At 41.5% G+C, this 19,469-nt stretch carries 18 protein-coding genes; 12 read left to right on the top strand and 6 right to left on the bottom strand.

The window, feature by feature from the left end; all coding sequences use genetic code 11:
* Positions 1-202 precede the first annotated feature (202 nt).
* The 4 genes from I585_RS08290 (at position 203) to I585_RS08275 (ending at position 6,945) form a co-directional block, all read left to right on the top strand.
* Entirely contained in the window at positions 203-2,026 is a 1,824-nt protein-coding gene (locus I585_RS08290) for an APC family permease (RefSeq protein WP_010742826.1), read from the top strand.
* A gap of 241 nt (positions 2,027-2,267) precedes the next feature.
* Positions 2,268-2,714, top strand: coding sequence for a MarR family winged helix-turn-helix transcriptional regulator (locus I585_RS08285; RefSeq protein ID WP_010742827.1), 447 nt, complete (start codon positions 2,268-2,270; stop codon positions 2,712-2,714).
* Entirely contained in the window at positions 2,714-5,095 is a 2,382-nt protein-coding gene (locus I585_RS08280; protein ID WP_010742828.1) for an ABC transporter ATP-binding protein, read from the top strand. The genes I585_RS08285 and I585_RS08280 overlap by 1 nt, the downstream gene beginning before the upstream one ends.
* Before the next feature lie 14 nt (positions 5,096-5,109).
* Positions 5,110-6,945 carry an ABC transporter ATP-binding protein gene (locus I585_RS08275; protein WP_010742829.1) on the top strand — a complete coding sequence of 612 codons (1,836 nt, stop codon included), beginning with the start codon at positions 5,110-5,112 and terminating at the stop codon, positions 6,943-6,945.
* Between the two features lie 97 nt (positions 6,946-7,042).
* On the opposite strand, the gene I585_RS08270 is transcribed toward I585_RS08275, so the two are convergent.
* A complete protein-coding gene (locus I585_RS08270) occupies positions 7,043-7,627 on the bottom strand; it encodes a hypothetical protein (protein WP_010742830.1) in 585 nt (194 codons plus the stop codon).
* Complete coding sequence (locus I585_RS08265; protein ID WP_010742831.1) at positions 7,617-8,612, bottom strand: DUF4947 domain-containing protein; 996 nt, start codon at positions 8,610-8,612, stop codon at positions 7,617-7,619. The genes I585_RS08270 and I585_RS08265 overlap by 11 nt, the downstream gene beginning before the upstream one ends.
* A gap of 318 nt (positions 8,613-8,930) precedes the next feature.
* On the opposite strand from I585_RS08265, the gene I585_RS08260 reads away from it, so the two are divergent.
* Positions 8,931-9,572: an L-fuculose-phosphate aldolase gene (locus I585_RS08260; protein WP_010742832.1), complete on the top strand. Its 642-nt coding sequence runs from the start codon at positions 8,931-8,933 to the stop codon at positions 9,570-9,572.
* A gap of 32 nt (positions 9,573-9,604) precedes the next feature.
* Complete coding sequence (locus I585_RS08255) at positions 9,605-10,645, top strand: 2-hydroxyacid dehydrogenase (protein ID WP_010742833.1); 1,041 nt, start codon at positions 9,605-9,607, stop codon at positions 10,643-10,645.
* 46 nt (positions 10,646-10,691) lie between these two features.
* Here I585_RS08255 and I585_RS08250 read toward each other — a convergent pair whose 3' ends face one another.
* From I585_RS08250 to I585_RS08240, 3 genes are all read right to left on the bottom strand, one after another.
* Complete coding sequence (locus tag I585_RS08250) at positions 10,692-11,681, bottom strand: transketolase family protein (protein ID WP_010742834.1); 990 nt, start codon at positions 11,679-11,681, stop codon at positions 10,692-10,694.
* A gap of 76 nt (positions 11,682-11,757) precedes the next feature.
* The gene (locus tag I585_RS08245) at positions 11,758-12,663 is read right to left on the bottom strand and encodes a transketolase (protein WP_010742835.1); all 906 of its coding nucleotides are present in this window, start codon (positions 12,661-12,663) and stop codon (positions 11,758-11,760) included.
* A gap of 26 nt (positions 12,664-12,689) precedes the next feature.
* Positions 12,690-13,343 carry an L-ribulose-5-phosphate 4-epimerase gene (locus I585_RS08240; protein ID WP_010742836.1) on the bottom strand — a complete coding sequence of 218 codons (654 nt, stop codon included), beginning with the start codon at positions 13,341-13,343 and terminating at the stop codon, positions 12,690-12,692.
* Positions 13,344-13,560: 217 nt separating this feature from the next.
* Between I585_RS08240 and I585_RS08235 the strand changes: the two genes are divergently transcribed.
* The 6 genes from I585_RS08235 to I585_RS08210 all read left to right on the top strand — a co-directional run bounded on the left by I585_RS08235 (position 13,561) and on the right by I585_RS08210 (position 18,749).
* A complete protein-coding gene (locus I585_RS08235; protein ID WP_010742837.1) occupies positions 13,561-14,964 on the top strand; it encodes a PTS galactitol transporter subunit IIC in 1,404 nt (467 codons plus the stop codon).
* Positions 14,961-16,001 (top strand): zinc-dependent alcohol dehydrogenase, encoded by a 1,041-nt coding sequence (locus I585_RS08230; RefSeq protein WP_010742838.1) that lies wholly within the window; start codon positions 14,961-14,963, stop codon positions 15,999-16,001. Before I585_RS08235 ends, I585_RS08230 begins: the two co-directional genes overlap by 4 nt.
* A gap of 14 nt (positions 16,002-16,015) precedes the next feature.
* Entirely contained in the window at positions 16,016-16,480 is a 465-nt protein-coding gene (locus I585_RS08225) for a PTS sugar transporter subunit IIA (RefSeq protein ID WP_010742839.1), read from the top strand.
* 129 nt (positions 16,481-16,609) lie between these two features.
* Positions 16,610-16,915, top strand: coding sequence for a PTS sugar transporter subunit IIB (locus I585_RS08220; RefSeq protein ID WP_010742840.1), 306 nt, complete (start codon positions 16,610-16,612; stop codon positions 16,913-16,915).
* Between the two features lie 51 nt (positions 16,916-16,966).
* On the top strand, positions 16,967-17,779 hold the full coding sequence (locus I585_RS08215) for a Cof-type HAD-IIB family hydrolase (RefSeq protein ID WP_010742841.1): 813 nt from the start codon (positions 16,967-16,969) through the stop codon (positions 17,777-17,779).
* A gap of 34 nt (positions 17,780-17,813) precedes the next feature.
* Complete coding sequence (locus tag I585_RS08210; RefSeq protein WP_010742842.1) at positions 17,814-18,749, top strand: sugar-binding transcriptional regulator; 936 nt, start codon at positions 17,814-17,816, stop codon at positions 18,747-18,749.
* Positions 18,750-18,806: 57 nt separating this feature from the next.
* Here I585_RS08210 and I585_RS08205 read toward each other — a convergent pair whose 3' ends face one another.
* Complete coding sequence (locus tag I585_RS08205; RefSeq protein ID WP_010742843.1) at positions 18,807-19,469, bottom strand: ABC transporter permease; 663 nt, start codon at positions 19,467-19,469, stop codon at positions 18,807-18,809.

Raw genomic sequence — 19,469 nt, 5'->3', positions numbered from 1 at the left:
TTTTAGCGGGTTAGTTAAATAGGGAATTGAACAGCATTCAGCTGATAAAATAAGACAGGCAAGGCAACAGCGTATTACTGTTGTTTTGCCTGTTTTCATGTTTTACTTAGGTTATGAAAAGTCGTTGAAAAAAACATTGACATTTGGTTTGAGTGCGAGTAATATTTCGCTTGTTTGCATTTTATTTAAAGGAGTGAGTCTAGTGAATTATCTTAAACGCTTGCTGGTTGGCCGGCCTTTAAAGTCGTCTGAAAATGACGATCAAAACTTGTCGCGTTTCGCGGCTCTGGCGCTGCTTTCCTCAGATGCGTTATCTTCTGTGGCTTATGGGACAGAACAGATCGTTGTCGTTCTAGTCACCTTATCAGCTGCGGCGATTTGGTATTCATTACCGATTGCGATAGTCGTTTTAGTTTTATTAGCATCATTGATTCTGTCTTATCGTCAAATTATTCATGCCTATCCTCATGGCGGCGGCGCCTATGTCGTTAGTAGTGAGAATCTAGGCAAAAATGCTGGTTTGATTGCCGGCGGCTCGCTTCTGGTCGATTACATGCTGACTGTGGCGGTATCTGTATCCGCTGGTGCTGAAGCGATTGCTTCTGCGATCCCGGCCTTGTATAATCATCGCGTCCTGATTTCCGTTATTATTGTTCTATTATTGATGTTGATGAATTTACGCGGTTTGCGGGAGAGTGCGGGACTTCTGATGGTTCCGGTCTACAGCTTTATTGCTGTGATTACCATTTTGATCGTTGTTGGTCTCGTGAAAATAGTGACGGGGATGGAACCACTGCATTCCACAGCTCAAGTTGGAACAGTAGTACCCGGCGTCACTATGGCGCTTCTATTACGGGCCTTTTCTTCTGGCTCATCTTCATTAACAGGTGTAGAAGCTATTAGTAATGCGGTTCCCTTCTTTAAGAAACCGCGGGCAAAAAATGCAGCAGGCACCTTAGCCATGATGGGGTTGATTTTAGGCTTCTTCTTCACAGGAATTACATTTTTAAACTTTTGGCTGGGAATTGTACCAACGACTGAAGTAACGGTCTTATCACAAGTTGGGGAAGCCGTCTTTGGTAAAGGGATTATGTACTATGTATTGCAATTCGTGACGGCGTTGATTTTAGCGGTAGCCGCAAATACTGGGTTTTCTGCCTTTCCAGTGTTGGCCTACAATTTGGCAAAAGATAAATTTTTGCCGCACCGTTACCAAGATCGTGGAGATCGGTTAGGTTACTCTAACGGGATCATCACATTGGCGTTAGGTTCGATCGTATTACTTTTGATCTTCCAAGGTTCCACTGAACGTTTGATTCCATTGTACTCAGTGGGGGTGTTCATTCCATTTACTTTGTCGCAAACTGGGATGGTTTTGAAATGGCGCAAAGAAGGGCATCATTGGATCAGAAAATCTATTGCGAATATCATTGGCGCGTTGATCTCGTTTGCCATTGTCGTGATTCTATTTGTTTACCGATTGCCGGATATTTGGCCGTTCTTCATCATTATGCCGATTTTGATTTATGCGTTCTACAAGGTTCATGAACACTATAAGAATGTTGCGGAACAACTGCGCTTGGTAGATGATGTAGAGTTACATGATTATGACGGAAACACAGTTATCGTTTTAGTTGGTAATGTGACCCAAGTAAATATTGGTGCGATTAACTATGCACGTTCAATCGGGGACTATGTGATCGCGATGCATGTTTCTTTAGAAGAAAACGAAGAAAAAGAACGGGAGATTCGTCATGAGTTCCGGGAGAAATTCCCAGACGTACGTTTTTCAGTCGTTCGTTCGCCGTATCGTTCGATCGTAAATCCAGTCAGCCGTTATGTAGACCGCATCAGTAAAAATGCGAAACAACATAATTACACGACGACTGTTTTGATTCCAGAGTTTGTACCAAACAGAACGTGGAAACGTTCCTTGCATAACCAAACAGCTTTACGCTTACGTTTCCGTTTGTCGTATCGTGACGATATCATTATTAGTACTTACAATTATCATTTGAAGAAATAGCAACAAGTATTTCTTTGGATTAGAGAATGTGCCTGTTATTTTGGCACATTCTTTTTTTTAGTTTGATCCGCTACTTTTTAAAAAAAAGTCAAAGTATCATAATTTAAAACGTATTCATCCTTTTTTTGAGTAAAAAGGGTTGATTTTCCTTTTTATTAGAGGTAATATCAAACAGCATTAATTACTAACACTATTAGGTATTAATGAGAGAGAAATTATTTTTAAGAAAAGGAGAAGTCTTATGACATTCGCAGAAGAAGCAGAACGCGAGCTTATGCAGCTGCTGGTTCAAAACCGCCACGGTGCGTTCAGTAAGATCGAAAAGAGCAGCAAAGGTGCTAATATCGTCATTAAGGTGCTTGATCGATTAGGTGAGCCGACCAATCCAAAACAGTTGGCTGAGACGTTGAATTTATCCACCGCTCGGATCGCAGCTGTGTTGGGAAACTTAGAAAAACGCGGACTAATTAGTCGAACGATGGATCCCGATGATCGTCGACGAATTAATGTTAGTTTAACCGACAGCGGAAGAAAAGCAGCGAAAGCTGAGAAGCAAGAGATGCGCAATAAAATCATTCGAGTGTTTGAACTTATGGGTGAAGATGACACCAAAAAATACCTCGAATTAACTGTTAAGTTTGTCGACTACTCTAAAAAATTATCTATGGAAGGGGAAAGTGATCAATAGTGAAGATTTTTAAATATCTTGGTAAATACTGGTATGCGATTCTCGCCGTATTTTTACTTCTAATCGTGCAAGCGTCTAGCGACCTGAGCTTGCCAAGTTTAACATCGGATATCGTCGATGTTGGTATCCAACAAGGAGGACTTGAACAGTCGACTCCGGACAAAATTAGAAAATCAACGCTTCAAGGGATTGAGATTTTCATGACCGATAAAGAGAAGCAGACAATCAAAGATAATTATAAAGAAGCAACTCAAACCGTTGATGGTAAAAAAGTTGATATTTATAAATTAGACCTTCAAAAAGGCATGACAAAAGAGAAATTAGCAAAAATCTTTAATCTGCCAATGATGATGATTGCTTCCACTCGCTCAAAGGACTCAAGCAATTCAAAAGAAGCGAAAGAAGTGATCAATGATTACACAGCGATTTCCAAAGAAGCTGCTCAGGCACAAGCCTTAGGAAAAGAAGCGAAGGCGCTAGGTGAACAAGCCCAGGCGGCAGGACAAGAAGCCGCAACTGCAACGGATGGTGCGACTGCAGCGGCTAAAGGCGCAGAAGCACAAGAACTAGCTGCTCAAGCCCAAGCAAAAGGTGCGGAAGCTCAAAAACTGGGTGAGTCGATCAAAGCGAAGAACGATGCGATCCCAGCCAAAGTTGAAGCCGCTCGTAAAGCAACGAAAGAAAGCTTAGGCGACTTAGGCTCAGATTCATTGAAGACTGTAGGAATTCAATTGACTCTGGCGGAATACAAAGCCTTGAATGTGAATACGAAGCAAATTCAAACGGATTATATGATCAAGACGGGAACTAAAATGATCGGGTTGACACTTTTATCAGCAGTGGCAGCGATCATCGTTGGTTTGATTGCTTCATTAGTGGCAGCGACCGTTGGTAAAAACCTTCGTGTAGGACAATACGAACGGACATTAGCCTTTTCAAATAATGAAATGGAAAAATTCTCTCCGGCTTCGTTAATTACACGGAATACAAATGATATTCAACAGATCCAAATGGGGATCGTTATGATCATGCGAATGGTTCTGTACGCTCCGATCTTAGGTATCGGCGGGGTTTATCGGGTCTACAAGACAGGAACCGGTATGGGTTGGATCGTCGGTGTGGCGGTAGCAGCCGTTTTAGTTCTAGTCTTAACGTTATTACTAACGACAATGCCTAAATTTAAAGCTCTGCAAAACTTAGTCGATCGGGTGAACTTAGTTTCTCGTGAAATTGTTACAGGACTACCCGTTATCCGTGCGTTTTCTCGTGAAAAATACGAAGAAGAACGTTTCGATGTAGCCAATACGAATTTAATGAAGACACAAATGTTTGTTAACCGTGCGATGTCATTGATGATGCCGATCATGATGCTTTTGATGAACGGTATTTCAGTCTTGATCGTGTGGGTCGGCGGACACAATATGAACAACGGCCAATTGCAAGTCGGTGATATGATGGCGTTCATCACGTACACGATGCAGATCGTTATGGCCTTCATGATGTTGTCGATGGTATCGATTATTTTACCTCGATCAAATGTGGCTGCTGGTCGTGTGGATGAAGTGCTTAGTACCGAACCAACGATTAAAGATCCGGAACAACCAAAAGATGACCATGACTTCAAGGGTATAGTGAAATTTGAAGGTGTGCAATTCCGTTATGGAGACGCTGATGCGGATGTGCTGCATCATATCAATTTCACGGCTAAGCCAGGTCAGACGACGGCGTTAATCGGTTCGACGGGTTCAGGGAAGTCAACGATCGTGAATTTGATTCCTCGTCTCTTTGATGTGACTGGTGGACGTATCACGATTGATGGCGTCGATATTCGTGAAATGAGCCTGCATAAATTACACGAAATTATGGGATTCGTACCACAAAAAGGGGTACTATTTTCAGGAGATATCGCCTCGAATATTAAATTTGGCGATGCCAGCATCTCTGATGAACAAATGAAAAAAGCCGCTGAAATCGCGCAAGCGGAAGAATTTATCAATGCCAATGACAAAGGATTTGACCGTGAGATTTCTCAAGGCGGAACGAATGTTTCCGGCGGGCAAAAACAACGTCTGTCCATCGCTCGTGCATTAGCGAAAGATCCTAAGATTTTAATCTTCGATGATTCCTTCTCTGCGCTTGATAACAAGACGGATGTTACATTGCGAAAAGCTTTGGCAGAAAATGTCAAAGACGTAACGCAAATCATCGTGGCACAAAAAATCTCTACGATCCTGCATGCGGATAACATTATCGTCTTAGATGAAGGACGCGTCGTAGCGCAAGGTCGTCACGAAGATTTGATGGAATCATCAACTGTCTATCAAGAAATTGCCCAGTCACAATTAAGCAATGCTGAATTAGGCATAGAAGAAGCGGATTAGGAGGAGCGAAAAGAATGGCAGAAGAACAAAAACAAAATCGCCCTCGTGGTGGCGGACCTGGACGAGTGGGCGCACCAGTAGAAAAAGCTAAGGATTTCAAAGGAACACTTAAAAAATTAGTTTCGTATCTAGGTGCCTACAAAATCGCGGTATTCTTTGTAATGGTCTTTGCGATTGCTTCAACGATCTTCAATATTTGGGGACCAAAGATCTTATCAAAGGCGATTACCGAATTATTTAATGGATTAATCAAAAAGTATCAAGGAACCGGCGGGATCGATTTTGATAAAATCGGCGGCATCCTGCTCTTCATGTTAGGACTGTATGTGGTTGCTTCCTTATTTGGGATCATTCAAGGTTGGATCATGTCGACGATCTCGCAAAAGATCACTTATCGGATGCGTAAAGAGATCTCTGAAAAAATCGATCGCATGCCAATGAATTATTTTGAGAGCCGTACAACAGGGGAAGTTCTATCACGTATCACTAACGATGTGGATACGTTAGGACAATCACTGAACCAAAGTTTGACACAATTAATCACGTCGACATTCACCATCATCGGAGTTATCGTGATGATGCTGTCGATCTCAGTGAAGATGACTGGTATCGCGATCTTGATCGTACCAATCTCATTCTTATTGATTATGATCGTTGTGAAAAATTCGCAAAAATACTTCAAGACACAACAAGAATATCTTGGTGTAATCAACGGGAAAGTCGAAGAAACAATCGGCGGTTATACTATCGTCCGTTTGTTCAATGACGAAGAGAACTCGTTGAAAGAATTTAAAGAACAAAACGATGTATTATTCAAATCTGCTTGGAAATCACAGTTCCTTTCAGGCTTGATGCAGCCAATTATGAACTTTGTCGGAAACTTAGGGTATGTCGGCGTTGCGATTTTTGGTGGGATCATGGCCTACAATGGCACGATTACTGTTGGGGATATCCAAGCCTTCATCCAATATGTTCGTAACTTGACACAACCAATTGCGCAGCTTGCGCAAGTATCAAATATGCTGCAATCAATGGCGGCAGCAGCTGAACGGGTCTTTGAATTCTTAGCTGAAGACGAAGAAGATCAATTAGCTGAAAATCCTGTCCAAATCGATAAAGCTAAAGGTATGGTTGATTTCGACCATGTTCAATTCGGCTATACACCAGATAAGATTGTCATCCAAGATTTTACTTCTCATGTTGATCCTGGTCAGACAGTTGCGATTGTTGGACCAACTGGTGCAGGTAAAACGACAATGGTGAAATTGTTGATGCGTTTCTATGATGTTAATTCTGGTGCAATCAAAATTGACGGTCATAACATTAAGGATTTCAACCGTGCCGATCTACGTAAAAATATCGGGATGGTCTTGCAAGACACTTGGCTGTTCAAAGGTACGATTATGGATAACCTACGCTATGGCCGTTTGGATGCTACGGATGAAGAAGTATACGCTGCAGCGAAAGCCGCACACGTGGATCACTTTATCAAGACATTGCCTGGTGGTTACGATATGGAATTGAACGAAGAATCATCCAATATCTCTCAAGGTCAAAAACAATTGCTGACGATCGCTCGTGCGATTTTAGCGGATAAACCGATCTTGATTTTGGATGAAGCGACTTCATCTGTGGATACACGGACAGAAGGGTTGATTCAAGAAGCTATGAACAACCTGATGAAAGGCCGTACCTCATTCGTTATCGCTCACCGTCTGTCAACGATCAAAGACGCAGATAAGATTCTTTATATGCAAGGCGGAGACATCAAAGAACAAGGCAGCCACGAAGAATTACTGGCTCAAAATGGTCTTTATGCTTCCTTATATAACTCGCAATTTGAAGAATAGAGTAAATGAAATGGACCAAGCCCCGATAAAGGAGGCTTGGTCCATTTTTTTGCGGTTTATTTGCGAAAATTGGATTTTATATATCAGCCAATGATCATTAATGGTTTTTATCAGTGATCATCATCGTTTTCTTTTCATAAGTGATGCTGATCGAATTTCCGGCATAATCCCCGTCTTTGTTCTTATTCCAAGTGGCCATGGACCTTGGCGGCATACCATAGTTTTCTTTTTCCCAGCTGGTAACCGTATCGGGTTTACCCACTAATTTTTCCAATTCTTCGTAACTTGATCCACCCTCAAAAGAGTATTTTTCACTATCGGCATCATACTTTTCCGTTGCAACTTTTATACTGTCATAGATTTCTTGGGTCCATTCACCTGGATAATCTTTTGTTGCTGAATTATTTGTCCCCGGTTTGATTGGTTCATAAGAAGTCGTATTCGCATTGTTACTTTTGAACGACAGGTAGCTTAATGGCCCTATAATAAAAAGAATTGCGATAACTAAACTAATCATGACCCGCTTTCTTTTCTTTGACGGCGCAGGTTGACCACTGCTCTTATTTGTTTGAGTCTCTTTTTGCGGGTTCAAATAAAGTGTGCCGCAATAATCGCATTTCCAGCCATTTTCGACTTGCTGAAATTTAGTGCTGCCGCAATTCATACATTCTTTATTTTTCATGATAAAGTCCATCCGATCCATAGTTTTCGGGGAAGTCGTCTGGGAATTTGCCCAGTCCGGCGCGCGGATACTTTTCTGGCAATCGAGTAAAGGAGACGTATTTCACTATCGGCGTTACATAGCCAACGCGATCTTCTTTAAAATAGACATTTGGTTTCCCCTGTTTTTCGTAAACGAATTCCTTCGTATAAGCAGCGTATCTATTATCGATGTTTAACGCGATAAAAGCTCTAACTTCTCTCCAAGTCATTTTTCCTTGCTGCCATTGCTCCCTCAGAACTTTCGTTTCATAGGAAACAGCATCGCCTTTTTCTTCTGATTTGATTGCGAGGTTTTCTCCGATCTGTTCAGTATCAGTAATGATCTCATCCGGCTGTCCCCAAATCCGTAAAATATCTGCACTAGAGTATTGATCAAATTCTGGGCCATAGGCCGCTAAGAATCCTGCCTCGCGATAATAGGTTGTTACGGCAAATTCGGAATTCGGATTTTCGATGATCATATCCGCTTTTGGGGTGGTTTTTGGACGCTTCTTTTTTAACGAATCGTGCTCTTTTTGCGCATTCGCAATCCGCCTCTCAAACGCTTCGCGGTCCTCGCCGCCATATTCTTTAGCGGAAACCTTAGCCAGCTTGATCTCCTCTTGATTCAAAGTGAGTTCCGCAATTCGTACATTGCGTTCTGGATTTTTTAATTGACTGACAGAATAAGCAGAGTTTGAATTGCCCGCTTTAGTAGTGATGGATGGACTTGTTTTTGTCGCTATCTTTTCGTTTGAATGCAATATAAAAAAACTACTGGCAAAAACAAGTATAAAAATACTAGCCAGTGCAATAATGATCACATTTTTTTTAGTCGATCGTGGCTCTTTTATTTCTGGAACGCTATCCGTTTCATATACGGCATGGCAATAATCACACTCGTAACCTTCAGCGGTTTTGGTAAAATGATTCCCGCCGCAATACTTACAAACTAACCCCTTCATTTTATCTCCCTAAGTTCATTCTTCATTTTAAAAAAGTAATTAGATCTTCCAGTTGTGTCTGGATTGTTTTTGATCCTATCAGAACAACAACTTTCAGTAAATGATACCACGGAGTATTCGATTGGGAAAAGCAGAGAATAGAAATTTTAGACGAAATAAGTATTTTAGATAAATTAAAATCAAATTCAATGTAATGATAATAATTTCTGAACTAAGAACTTATGATCTCGATTGACGAATATACATAAGCATGATAGTCTTTTTTGTAGAGAAATATTTCTTATTAAAGAACATAATTTCAGAAAGGGGTTATTTGAAATGATGGATAAGGAAAAAGCGTTGCTGGTTGAGTATGGTAAGAAGTTAATCTCGACAGGGCTGACGGCGGGAACTGGAGGAAATATTAGTATCTATGATCCGGAAAAGCAATTGATGGCAATTACACCGAGTGGGATCGATTATTTTGAGATGACTGAGGAGGATGTCGTATTACTGAATCTTGCGGGGGAAATCATTGAAGGAAAGCGTAAACCATCCAGTGAGTGGCAAATGCATTTGATCAATTATCAAAAACGCGGAAATGAGATTCGTGCAGTAGTCCATGCCCATTCGACATTTAGTTCGATCCTTGCCACCTGTCGGAAAGATCTGCCAGCGACCAATTATATGATAGCGATTGCAGGCGGTAATGATGTTCGTTGCTCAAAATATGCAACGTTTGGTACAGAGGAGTTGGCAGAGTATGCCTTTGAAGCGATGATTGATCGCTATGCCTGCTTTCTAGCAAATCATGGGCTGCTGACATGCGGACCGACATTAAAAGAGGCTTTTTCAGTGGCGAGTGAAATTGAACGCTTGGCAGGACTCCACGTGGGAGCTTCGCTTTTAGGCGATCCGGTGATATTAGCTGAGGCGGATATGGCTAAGGTGCACAAACGTTTTCCAAGTTATGGACAATAAGTTGATTTGAGAAATAGTGAGGGAGTGGAAAAATGAGTAAGGTAATTGTGGTTGGGGATGCTTTTGTCTCAGTCAATACTTTAAGGGAATCTGTCGTATCGATGGGCATTCCAGAACCCGTAGAAATTATTTCATTGGAGTGGTATGCGGATGACTCGCCAGAAGAATTTCAACGAAAATTGAAAGTGATTGAACAAAATGGGCCTGAAGCAGTAGCTATTCCTGAAGGGATCATGGAGGAATTAGGCGATGCAGAGTACTTGTTTGTGCATCTCGCGCCGATTTCGCGTAAGATGCTGGAAAGCGTGAAAAATTTAAAGCTGATTGGTACTTGTCGCGGCGGGGTCGAACATATTGATATAAACTCAGCACAGAAAAAGGGAATTCCAGTCATTCATGTCATTCGGAACGCCGAACCGGTTGCGGATTATACTATCGGTTTAATCTATACGGTCACTAGAAACATCGCCCTTTCTCACGCGGCAGTCATGCAGGGGGAGTGGCCTAAAAATTTCCCGAATGATGCGTATCGGACCACTCTTTCTGATCAGACTGTCGGGTTAGTTGGATTAGGTCATATTGGTAAGATGGTTGCCCAGCGACTTAATAATTTAGGGATAAAGGTGATTGCTTACGATCCATTTATTGATGAGAAGCAGGTGATAAAATCAGGACTTAAATTAACTTTTGTTTCTATAGATGAGTTATTTGCGAAGGCGGATATTGTTTCACTGCATATGCGGGTAACGCCAGAGACGGAAAATCTAGTGGATGAGAAATTATTGGCGCTGATGAAGCCTAGTGCCTATCTGATTAACACTGCTCGGCCAGGGATTCTTGCTAAAGCGGCGTTTGTTGAAGCGTTAAGGAAAAGGAAGATTGCTGGAGCGGCAATTGATGTTGTGTGGGAGGAACCGATGCAGTTAGATGATCCGTTATTGAAGTTAGATAATTTGGTGATTACGTCTCATCTTGCCGGCGATACTGTAGATGCCATTCCGAACTCGCCCTTTTTACTGGCTAAAACAATCGCAGAATATCTGGAAACTGGAGAGAGCGAATTTCTTATTTAAAAAAAGCGTTCCTGAGAATTTTTATTTCTCAGGAACGCTTTTTGAGTTATACGCGATCGTAATCTTCTAAACGAATCTCTTCTAATTCTTCTTCTTTGAAACCAAGATCTTTATCCAAGATTTTTTCGACTGCTCTGATCAAAGAGGCTGCATCCAAACCGTATTTCTTCAATAGGTAAGGTTTTGACGCACCGTGAGTCCATTCGTCATTGATCCCAACCTTGATCAATTGTTTATGCAGTTGATTTTCTAGCATTACTTCACCCACAGCAGTCCCTAAGCCGCCGATGGTCACATGATTTTCCATGGTAACGACTCCGTGCTTCACTTTTTCGATTGATTCAGCTATCAAAGGGTCAGTGAATGGTTTTAACGTAGTGACATGAACGTGCTGTACAGAGATTCCTTGCTTTTCAAGCCATTGTGTTGCTCGCATCGCTTCTTCTGTACAAATACTGCTGGAGAATAAAGCGACATCGTCGCCTTCAGAAATTACGCGTCCTTTGTTAAACTCTGTCGGTTTATCGGGGGAGAAGAGTCTTGGCATTTGACCGCGAAGCATTCTAACGTAAATTGGTCCATTAACTTCTTTACAAATGTTCAAAGCAGATTCAACATCTGTCGCGTCGCCACAATCGAAAATCGTCATATTTGGAATCGTTCGCAAGATTCCTACATCTTCGATCGATTGGTGTGTCACACCGCCGGGCGTCGTAATTCCAGGTACGAAGCCCAATAACGAAACAGGCAGGTTAGGATAGGCGATCGACATTTCTAATTGATCTAATGGTCTGCGATAAAGGAAGACCGCGAAAGTGTGCAGAAATGGACGGAAGCCTTCGCGAGCCAGCCCGGCAGCCCAGCTTAGCATATTCTGTTCAGCGATCCCCATGGATAAGTATTTTTCGGGAAAGACTTTGGGAAATTCTTTTACCTCGCAAGAAGTGCCTAGATCGGCGGATAAGACCAAAACATCTTCGTTTTCCTGTGCAAATTTGATCATATTTTTTGAATGAACATCCGATTCAATTTTCATAATAAAACTCCTTCCTCATAATTAGGTATGAATGTTTCAAAGAAAAAATCATACAATTAACGTACATGCATCTTTTTTACATTTCGTTGTAGAACTTAGTATATTTATCGAATTCTTCGCCTTGCTTTAAACGAACAAAATGCAGGTTTGGTCTTCTTTCGTTCAAATAAGGGATTCCTTGTGTTGGGTCGGTGTAGCAAAGGATGACTAACGGCTTATTCTTTTCGCCTTGTTTGGCTGCTTCTTCGATGGCTTGGATATCATGACCGTTCACAGAGACAACTGTTGCGCCAAATGCAGTGAAGCGATCGGCTAATGGTTCGATATTCATCACCTTTTTGGTTTCGCCTTCAACTTGTTGTCCGTTGATATCAACAAGTAAAACCAAATTGTCTAATTGGTAGAAAGCGGCGGCTTGGAGTGCTTCCCATAATTGTCCTTCCTCCATTTCACCATCAGACATCATAACGAATACGCGGCCATCCTCGCCACGAAGTTTTCGTGCATGGGCGGTTCCGCCAGCGACACTAATTGCTTGGTCAAGTGTTCCGGCAGCGTTTTCAAAACCGGGAGTATGATTTGCGCCAATCATTTCCATGGAGTACCCATCACGATTGAACATTTTTAAAGCTTCTTCATCTAAGCGATCCGCTTCAATCAAGGCAGCATATACAGGGGCTGCATAGTGTGCCGGAGAAATGAAGAAACGATCGAAGGGGGCTTTTAAGGATCCATGATATTCCGCACCTTGAATGTAATCCATATTATCCTTCGAAGGGGTTCCCGGAAATTTCTCAGGTAGGCGTGGGGCTTTACTCTCACTTAAGTTTAGGACACGCAAGTAAAGAGTAGCGAAAAGTTCCGCTGAAGAACAGGCTTGAGACAAGTAGCAGCCATTTCTTTCAAGGGTTAATTTTAGTACGTGTTTACGGATATTTTTTGCAGCTTTTTCTACGTCAGCAATCGTATAATTGTTTGCCATGGTAAAACTCCTTTCAAATTTAGCAATTATTTTTGACCATAATTATTTTGATAAAAATCAAATACCTCATCTGTGTATGATGTATCTAACGGTTGGATACCAGCATTCAGCATTCTAGCAAAATAAACACTTTGAGCCGTTTCTTCAAGAATGACCGCATTTTTCAACGAATTCGTTGCAGACTTTCCAACAGTGAAGACGCCGTGATTTCGCAATAAAATGGCTGGGCAGCTGGTTTCTCTGTAACAACGGACGATCTCAGCCCCGATCGCTTTTTCTCCAACGGCGGCCACCTTTGAGAGCGGGATTTCTCTGCCGAAAACGGCGGCAGAAGTCGTCGTATATATAGGAAGCGGTTCTCCGGCAATCGAAAAGGCGGTGGCATAAGGAGAGTGGGTGTGAGTGATTCCTAGAACTTCTGGACAATGATTGTATACATATAGATGGGATTCCGTATCGACTGAAGGAGTCAACTCTCCTTCAATGATATTTCCAGCTAAATCTACGACGATCATATTGTCCGGAGTCAAGTCATCAAAATGAATACCGCTGGGTTTGATGACCACATATTCTGTTTCGGGATCTTTTGCACTGACATTTCCGCTCGTCCACAAAACCAATCCATTTTTAGGAAGCGCTTTATTGTCTTTGCAAACAGTCTCTTTTAGTTGTTCAAGCATAATTCTACCTCCAATATCATTTTTTACATTATTTCATCATAAAGAACAATTGTCAATATGTTTTATGGCTGTTGTGTTTCTTTTGTAATTGAATTTGGCTATTTTTATAGGTGTAATCGTTTTCAATAAAAGTATTGACATAAGCAAAAACCCATGCGATACTTTTCATAAGTTCTTGATAGTGAAATAAAGTTCATGAGAAAAAGGAGGAATTATTGTGGAGTTGTTACAAAATATCTTGAGTTCATTTGGTGCCGCCGTCGTTGTGCCAGTGATGTTGTTCATCGTGGCCTTGTTTTTGAAGGTCAAACCGAAAAAGGCGTTTCAGTCTGCTTTGAATGCGGGGATCGGATTGACTGGATTCAATTTGATCGTCAATTCGTTTGTTCCAATCGTTACACCAGTTATCAATAACATGGTTGAGCAGACAGGAGTGAAGCTGCCAGTTTTTGATACAGGTTGGCAAGCAACTTCAGTTATTGCCTACTCTACTCAAGTAGGGGTCATCTTTTTAGTAGTAGGTTTGGCTTTGCAAGTGGCATTATTCTTATTAAAATGGACCGATGTATTTATGCCAAGTGATATGTGGAATAACTATTCTTTCATGGTTTGGGGTTCGATGATCTACTTGATTACCAGTAATATGGCCTTAGCAATGGCGTGCATGATTGTTCAGAACTTGTATGTCATGCTGTTTGGAGAAGTGATCGCAAAACGCTGGGCGAATTATTACAATCTACCTGGGACGACCTTAACGGCACCACACCATGTCTGCTCGGTACCTTATGCGATTGTAATGAATTGGATCTTAGATAAGTTAGGTGCTGGAAAAATCAATTGGGATCCGGCAACATTGAAAAAGAAACTCGGATTCTTAGGTGAACCTATTACTTTAGGACTATTTCTTGGTTTGTTGATTGGGATCATGGGGAACTTGAATACATTAAATACGTTGGATGGCTGGGGCAGTGTGCTGACAATGGGACTTGCGGTATCCGCTGTTATGGCGATTTTCCCGCGGGTTGCGAGTATCTTTGCTTCGGCATTTACTAGTCTGACAAATGCGAGTAAAAAGACGGCAAAAGGCAGTGATAAGAATCGTGAATGGATGTTGTCAGTGAATGATGCGGTTGGCTATGGTGAGCCGGCTACATTGATGACAGGTCTGATCTTGATTCCAATCATGGTGCTATTGGCAATGATTTTACCGGGTAACGAAACATTGCCGCTAGTTGATTTAATTGCTTTGCCTTATATGGTCGAAATGATTATTTGTATTTCAAAAGGTAATATCTTTAAAGGTGTGATCTCGGGAGTTATTTGGTTCACAATCGGCCTATATGTTTGTACTTTAACAGCTCCGTACTTTACTGAAGTTGCTGCTCAGGTTGGGGTGAATATTCCGGAAGGTGCGATGATGATTACGAGCTTCGGGATTCTATACAACCCAGTAATGGCGTTGATCTTCCTAGCGTTCTTATCCGGCAATTATCTGTTGATGGGAATCGTGGTTGTTCTCTACCTAGCGATGTATGTATTATTCAAGAAAAATAAACAAGCTGTTTGGAACTTCTTGGAAGGCGAAAAAAAGGATGCTCCAAAAGAAAAGGTGGTTGCATGAAGGCGTTAGTCAAAACAGAACCTGGCTATAACAAAATGAAATTGTTAGAGATTGAAAAACCTGTTCCAAGAGATCAGGAGGTTTTGATTAAAGTAATTTATACTGGGATCTGCGGAACAGATATTCACGGATTTAAAGGCGAATATGACCGATTGAAGACTCCTTTGGTACTGGGTCATGAGTTTTCTGGAGTGGTTGAGGCTATTGGAGAGAATGTCACGAAAGTACAAAAAGGGGCGTTGGTCACCAGTGAAACGACATTCGCGACTTGCGGAGAATGTGAACCTTGTCAAAATAAGGAATACAACCTTTGCTTGAATCGTAAAGGTTTAGGCAGTCAAGTGAATGGCAGCTTTGCTGAATATGTATTAACTCGTGAAGAAAGTGTTCATGTTCTGGATGATAAGATCAGTTTATTAGCTGCTTCGATTACGGAACCGATTGCCTGCGGTGTTCACGCTAGTATGGAAAAAGTTCAGGTGGAAAAAAATGACGTGGCAGTTATTGTAGGACCTGGTCCGATTGGGTTATGCTTAAGTCAAGTATTGAAAAGTGTCGGAGCAAAAGTAATCGTCATTGGAATTACTCAAGATGCTGATCGATTGGAGACAGCACGCGAGTTAGGAGCCGATCGAATAATTGATTCGCTGAAGGAAGATGCCGCCGGAATTATCAAAGAGTTTACTAATGGGAAAGGCGCGGATTATTGTTTTGAGTGTTCCGGCGCAGCACCAGCGATCAAAGGTGTTTTTGATTATTTGAAGCAAAAGGGCACATTGGTACAGATGGGTGTCTTTGCAAAAAATCTGAATGAATTAGACATGAACTCGATTGTGCAAAGAGAAATGAACGTCATTGGTTCAAGGTCGCAAAAGCCTTCTACCTGGCATTTGACTTTGGATCTGATGAAAAAAGGCCAGATCGATGCTGAACGCTTGATCACTAAGATCTATCCATTAGAGCAATGGGAAGAGGCCATCGAACAGGTGATGGCTGGCAATGAAATAAAGGTTGTTCTGCAGCCGAACAAACAATAAAGTGAGGGGTAGCGATGGAAGAGAAAAATCTTGTTGAAAAAAATTGTATCTTGCTTGATCAAGATCTTCATTCATTTGAAGAAGTCATTCAATTGATCGGTGCTGAATTTGAAAAAGCGCAGATCGTAAAACCATCTTATGTGGATGCGGTGATTGCCAGAGAAAAAGTCTTTCCAACTGGTTTAGCAGCGGATGGTCATAATATCGCGATTCCTCATACGGACCCGGAACATGTTTTGCGCCCGGGGATGGGTGTCGTTGTAACGAAAGAACCAATAGAAGTTTCTATGATGGGAAGTCCGGAGATTAAATTGCAAAGCAATATCTTCTTCCCGTTAGCGATGGAACATCCGAAGAAGCAATTGGCGCTTTTACGTCAATTGATGAGTGTTTTTAAAACTAAAGAAGATTTGGATGCGATCTGCCAAGCTAAAAGTCCGGAAGAAGTTTTAGCCGTAACCAGTAAAATTAAATTTTAAAAAGCAACAATTGATGAAAGCGTTATACTATAATGAATAAAAGAACTTATGGATGCTCGCGATTTTTTTAGGCACTAAAAAAATTGTGAGTGCAAGGATAAATGGTACTTAAAAATAGGAGGTTTAGAGATGACAGAAATTAAAGTTTTATCTGTATGCGGTTCAGGGACGGTAAGTTCGGCTATGGTTGGTGAACGAATTGTAGAATTACTGGAGGAACATGGGTACGAAGTAGAAATCCAAGAAGTAAATCCTGGTATGGTCAAAGGTGCGGTCTCTAATGGTGATATTGATATTATCGCTTTTACCAGCCCAATTGATCCTGCGGATGCGGAAGGAATTCCTCAAATTAATTCGGTTGGATTATTAACCGGACTTGATGAAGAAACATTTTTAGACGCTGCCTTAAAAGCGTTAAAAGAGATGGGAAAATAATAACTGAAAGGCTGGATAGCTTGTCCAGTCTTTTTTTGAAAGGAAATTCTGATGATTTTAGTGGCTTTAGATCTTGACGGAACGGCGCTGAATTCTAGTGGAAGGTTGACCCGTAATGTAGCTGAAGCGATCCGCCAAAGAGCAGAAAGCAAAAACTATACATTCGCTTTTTGTTCAGGACGTCCAATGTCGGGGGTAAGTCCACACGCTCAAGCGGTTGGGATAGCCGATGGTTATCATGTTGTTGCTAATGGTGCATTAGTGCAAAATGCGGGCGGTGAGAAACTAGTAGAAGAGCTGCTTGATTTTTCGGAGTATCAAGAATTAACCGCCTTCTGCCAAGAGGTAGGTCTGACTTGCATAGCGGTAAATGAACAAGGAGCGTGGACTTCGTTTCCTACGATAAATCTTGGAACCTTAGAATTTTGTTTTTTGACAAACAATCAGCTGACGGTTTGTCCAATCGAAAAAAATGCACAGAATGAAAAATATTCAAAATTGCTTATTTGTGATAACCCAGATATAATAAAACAGAATAAAAGTCAGATAGAACAACGTTTTTCGCAACAATATTCGTGTGTTCAAGGATACCCGACCATGCTTGAATTTTCTAAGAAAAATGTGAGCAAGGGGAATTCTTTGGCTGAGTTGGCTCGTTATTATGGCCTATCAGCGAATGAGGTATTTGTAGTTGGGGATAATGGGAACGACCTCTCATCTTTTGAATTATTTTCCCAATCCATCGCAATGGGAAATGCAACGAGTGAATTAAAACGGGCGGCTAGGTGGCACTGCCCGACCAATGATGAAGACGGCGTAGTGAAAGCGTTAGAAATTATTGATGACTTTATTACAGGCTTATAGGATGTCAGTCCAGTATTTGAACTAGGAGGAAAAAATGGCGAATGATATTTCTAAATTATTAAAAGTAGCAGAACTGTACTATTTAGATAGGATGAACCAAAACGATATTGCGAAAATAATTGGGGTATCACGTCCATCCATTTCCAGAATGCTGGAGGAAGCAAGAGAAAAACAAATTGTTAAAATCTCTATTGAAGCACCTTTTGAGCGCAACAATACATTGATGATGCAACTAAAAGAAAAGTTTGATTTGCTAGAGGTCATCGTTGTCAAAGGGTTAGGCGAATATGATTATGATTTAGACAATGTGGGGAAAGCTTCGGCAGATTATATCAGCAGTGCATTATCTGATGATAAAATACTAGGGATCTCATGGGGCGCGACCGTTGAAAAAATGGTAAAAAACTTTCCAGCACATGATTTAAAAAATGTTCATGTTGTTCAACTGACGGGAAGTTTAGGTCCAAATCGTACGGTGATGGACGGCAATGAATTGGTTTTTCGTTTAGCCCAAAAATTAAATGGTCGACATGAATTTTTCAATGCACCAGCATTCGTTAATTCACGGAAGTTGCAAGAAGAGCTGCTGGCTCAACCGCAAATCGATTTGAATATTTCGCTAGGGCGAAAAATCGATGTCGCATTTAGCGGAGTCGGCAACATCGAGACGACACGAAATACGCTAGTTTCTTCGGGAATCTTAGATAATCGTGATCTGAATGATCTAGTGGCTGAAGGAGCCGTGGGAACGATGATTGGCCGGGCCTTTGATATTGAAGGAAAAGAAATTCAATACCGTAATCAGTTCCCGATTTCCAGCGGATTAGATTCGCTGCGCTTAGCACCGATCAGTATCGGCGCTGTGTGTTCGAAAAAACGGGCAACGGCAACTTTGGGTGCAATCAATGGGAAATTAATCAATGTCTTGATCTGTGACGAAGAAGTTGGCTACGAATTGTTGAATAGTTAGACGAATAGAAAAAGCGACGCCGCTCGAAGAAAAATTCTTCAAGCGGCGTCGCTTTTTTTACTTACTTGTTTTAGTTGCTGGGTCCAGTTTTCGTTCAACGATACTTAAAATCCAGTCAGTCAAGATAGCCATCAAGGCAGTTGGCAATGCACCTGCCAAGATCAAGGATGTTCCATCTGTCGCGTTGGTACCGCGGATGATGATATCACCCAAGCCGCCAGCGCCGACGAAAGCCCCGATAGCAGTGATCCCGATAGCGACCACTAGAGCGTTTCGAATCCCAGCCATAATGACTGAAACAGAAAGCGGCAATTCAATCATATAAAGCCGCTGCCAAGAAGTCATTCCCATACCAGTTCCGACATCCAGGGCGTTTTTATCGACTTGGCGCATCCCGGTGTAGGTGTTTTTGATGATTGGCAGTAGCGAGTATAAGAAGACGGTCAAGATTACGACGTTTACTCCGAGACCTAATCCGATCATCAAAATTGAGATCATAGCTAGTGAAGGGATTGTTTGGATCACATTAGCGATCCGAATCACCCAATTAGCCAACTTGTAATGTTTAGAAATAAAAATCCCAATTGGAATTCCGACGATTGCCGCAAACAATACCCCGTAGATCGAAATCAGGAAGTGACGTACAAACTGACTGAAAACATAGGCACCATTGGTTTGGAAATAGTCAATAAATTGTTGGAACGTATTCATGTTTTCCAT

The sequence above is a fragment of the Enterococcus malodoratus ATCC 43197 genome, from assembly GCF_000407185.1.
Classification (GTDB): Bacteria; Bacillota; Bacilli; order Lactobacillales; family Enterococcaceae; genus Enterococcus_A; species Enterococcus_A malodoratus.
Note: the sequence above shows the minus strand (reverse complement) of the source record. Positions and strands in the feature narration are given on the sequence as shown.

Bases quoted from the DNA above. Each gene is read 5' to 3' on its own strand.
- I585_RS08285 (WP_010742827.1), top strand. From the start codon at position 2,268: ATGACATTCGCAGAAGAAGCAGAACGCGAGCTTATGCAGCTGCTGGTT.
- I585_RS08275 (WP_010742829.1), top strand. From the start codon at position 5,110: ATGGCAGAAGAACAAAAACAAAATCGCCCTCGTGGTGGCGGACCTGGA.
- I585_RS08270 (WP_010742830.1), bottom strand. From the start codon at position 7,627: ATGAAAAATAAAGAATGTATGAATTGCGGCAGCACTAAATTTCAGCAA.
- I585_RS08265 (WP_010742831.1), bottom strand. From the start codon at position 8,612: ATGAAGGGGTTAGTTTGTAAGTATTGCGGCGGGAATCATTTTACCAAA.
- I585_RS08260 (WP_010742832.1), top strand. From the start codon at position 8,931: ATGATGGATAAGGAAAAAGCGTTGCTGGTTGAGTATGGTAAGAAGTTA.
- I585_RS08255 (WP_010742833.1), top strand. From the start codon at position 9,605: ATGAGTAAGGTAATTGTGGTTGGGGATGCTTTTGTCTCAGTCAATACT.
- I585_RS08250 (WP_010742834.1), bottom strand. From the start codon at position 11,681: ATGAAAATTGAATCGGATGTTCATTCAAAAAATATGATCAAATTTGCA.
- I585_RS08245 (WP_010742835.1), bottom strand. From the start codon at position 12,663: ATGGCAAACAATTATACGATTGCTGACGTAGAAAAAGCTGCAAAAAAT.
- I585_RS08240 (WP_010742836.1), bottom strand. From the start codon at position 13,343: ATGCTTGAACAACTAAAAGAGACTGTTTGCAAAGACAATAAAGCGCTT.
- I585_RS08230 (WP_010742838.1), top strand. From the start codon at position 14,961: ATGAAGGCGTTAGTCAAAACAGAACCTGGCTATAACAAAATGAAATTG.
- I585_RS08225 (WP_010742839.1), top strand. From the start codon at position 16,016: ATGGAAGAGAAAAATCTTGTTGAAAAAAATTGTATCTTGCTTGATCAA.
- I585_RS08220 (WP_010742840.1), top strand. From the start codon at position 16,610: ATGACAGAAATTAAAGTTTTATCTGTATGCGGTTCAGGGACGGTAAGT.
- I585_RS08215 (WP_010742841.1), top strand. From the start codon at position 16,967: ATGATTTTAGTGGCTTTAGATCTTGACGGAACGGCGCTGAATTCTAGT.
- I585_RS08210 (WP_010742842.1), top strand. From the start codon at position 17,814: ATGGCGAATGATATTTCTAAATTATTAAAAGTAGCAGAACTGTACTAT.
- I585_RS08205 (WP_010742843.1), bottom strand. From the start codon at position 19,469: ATGGAAAACATGAATACGTTCCAACAATTTATTGACTATTTCCAAACC.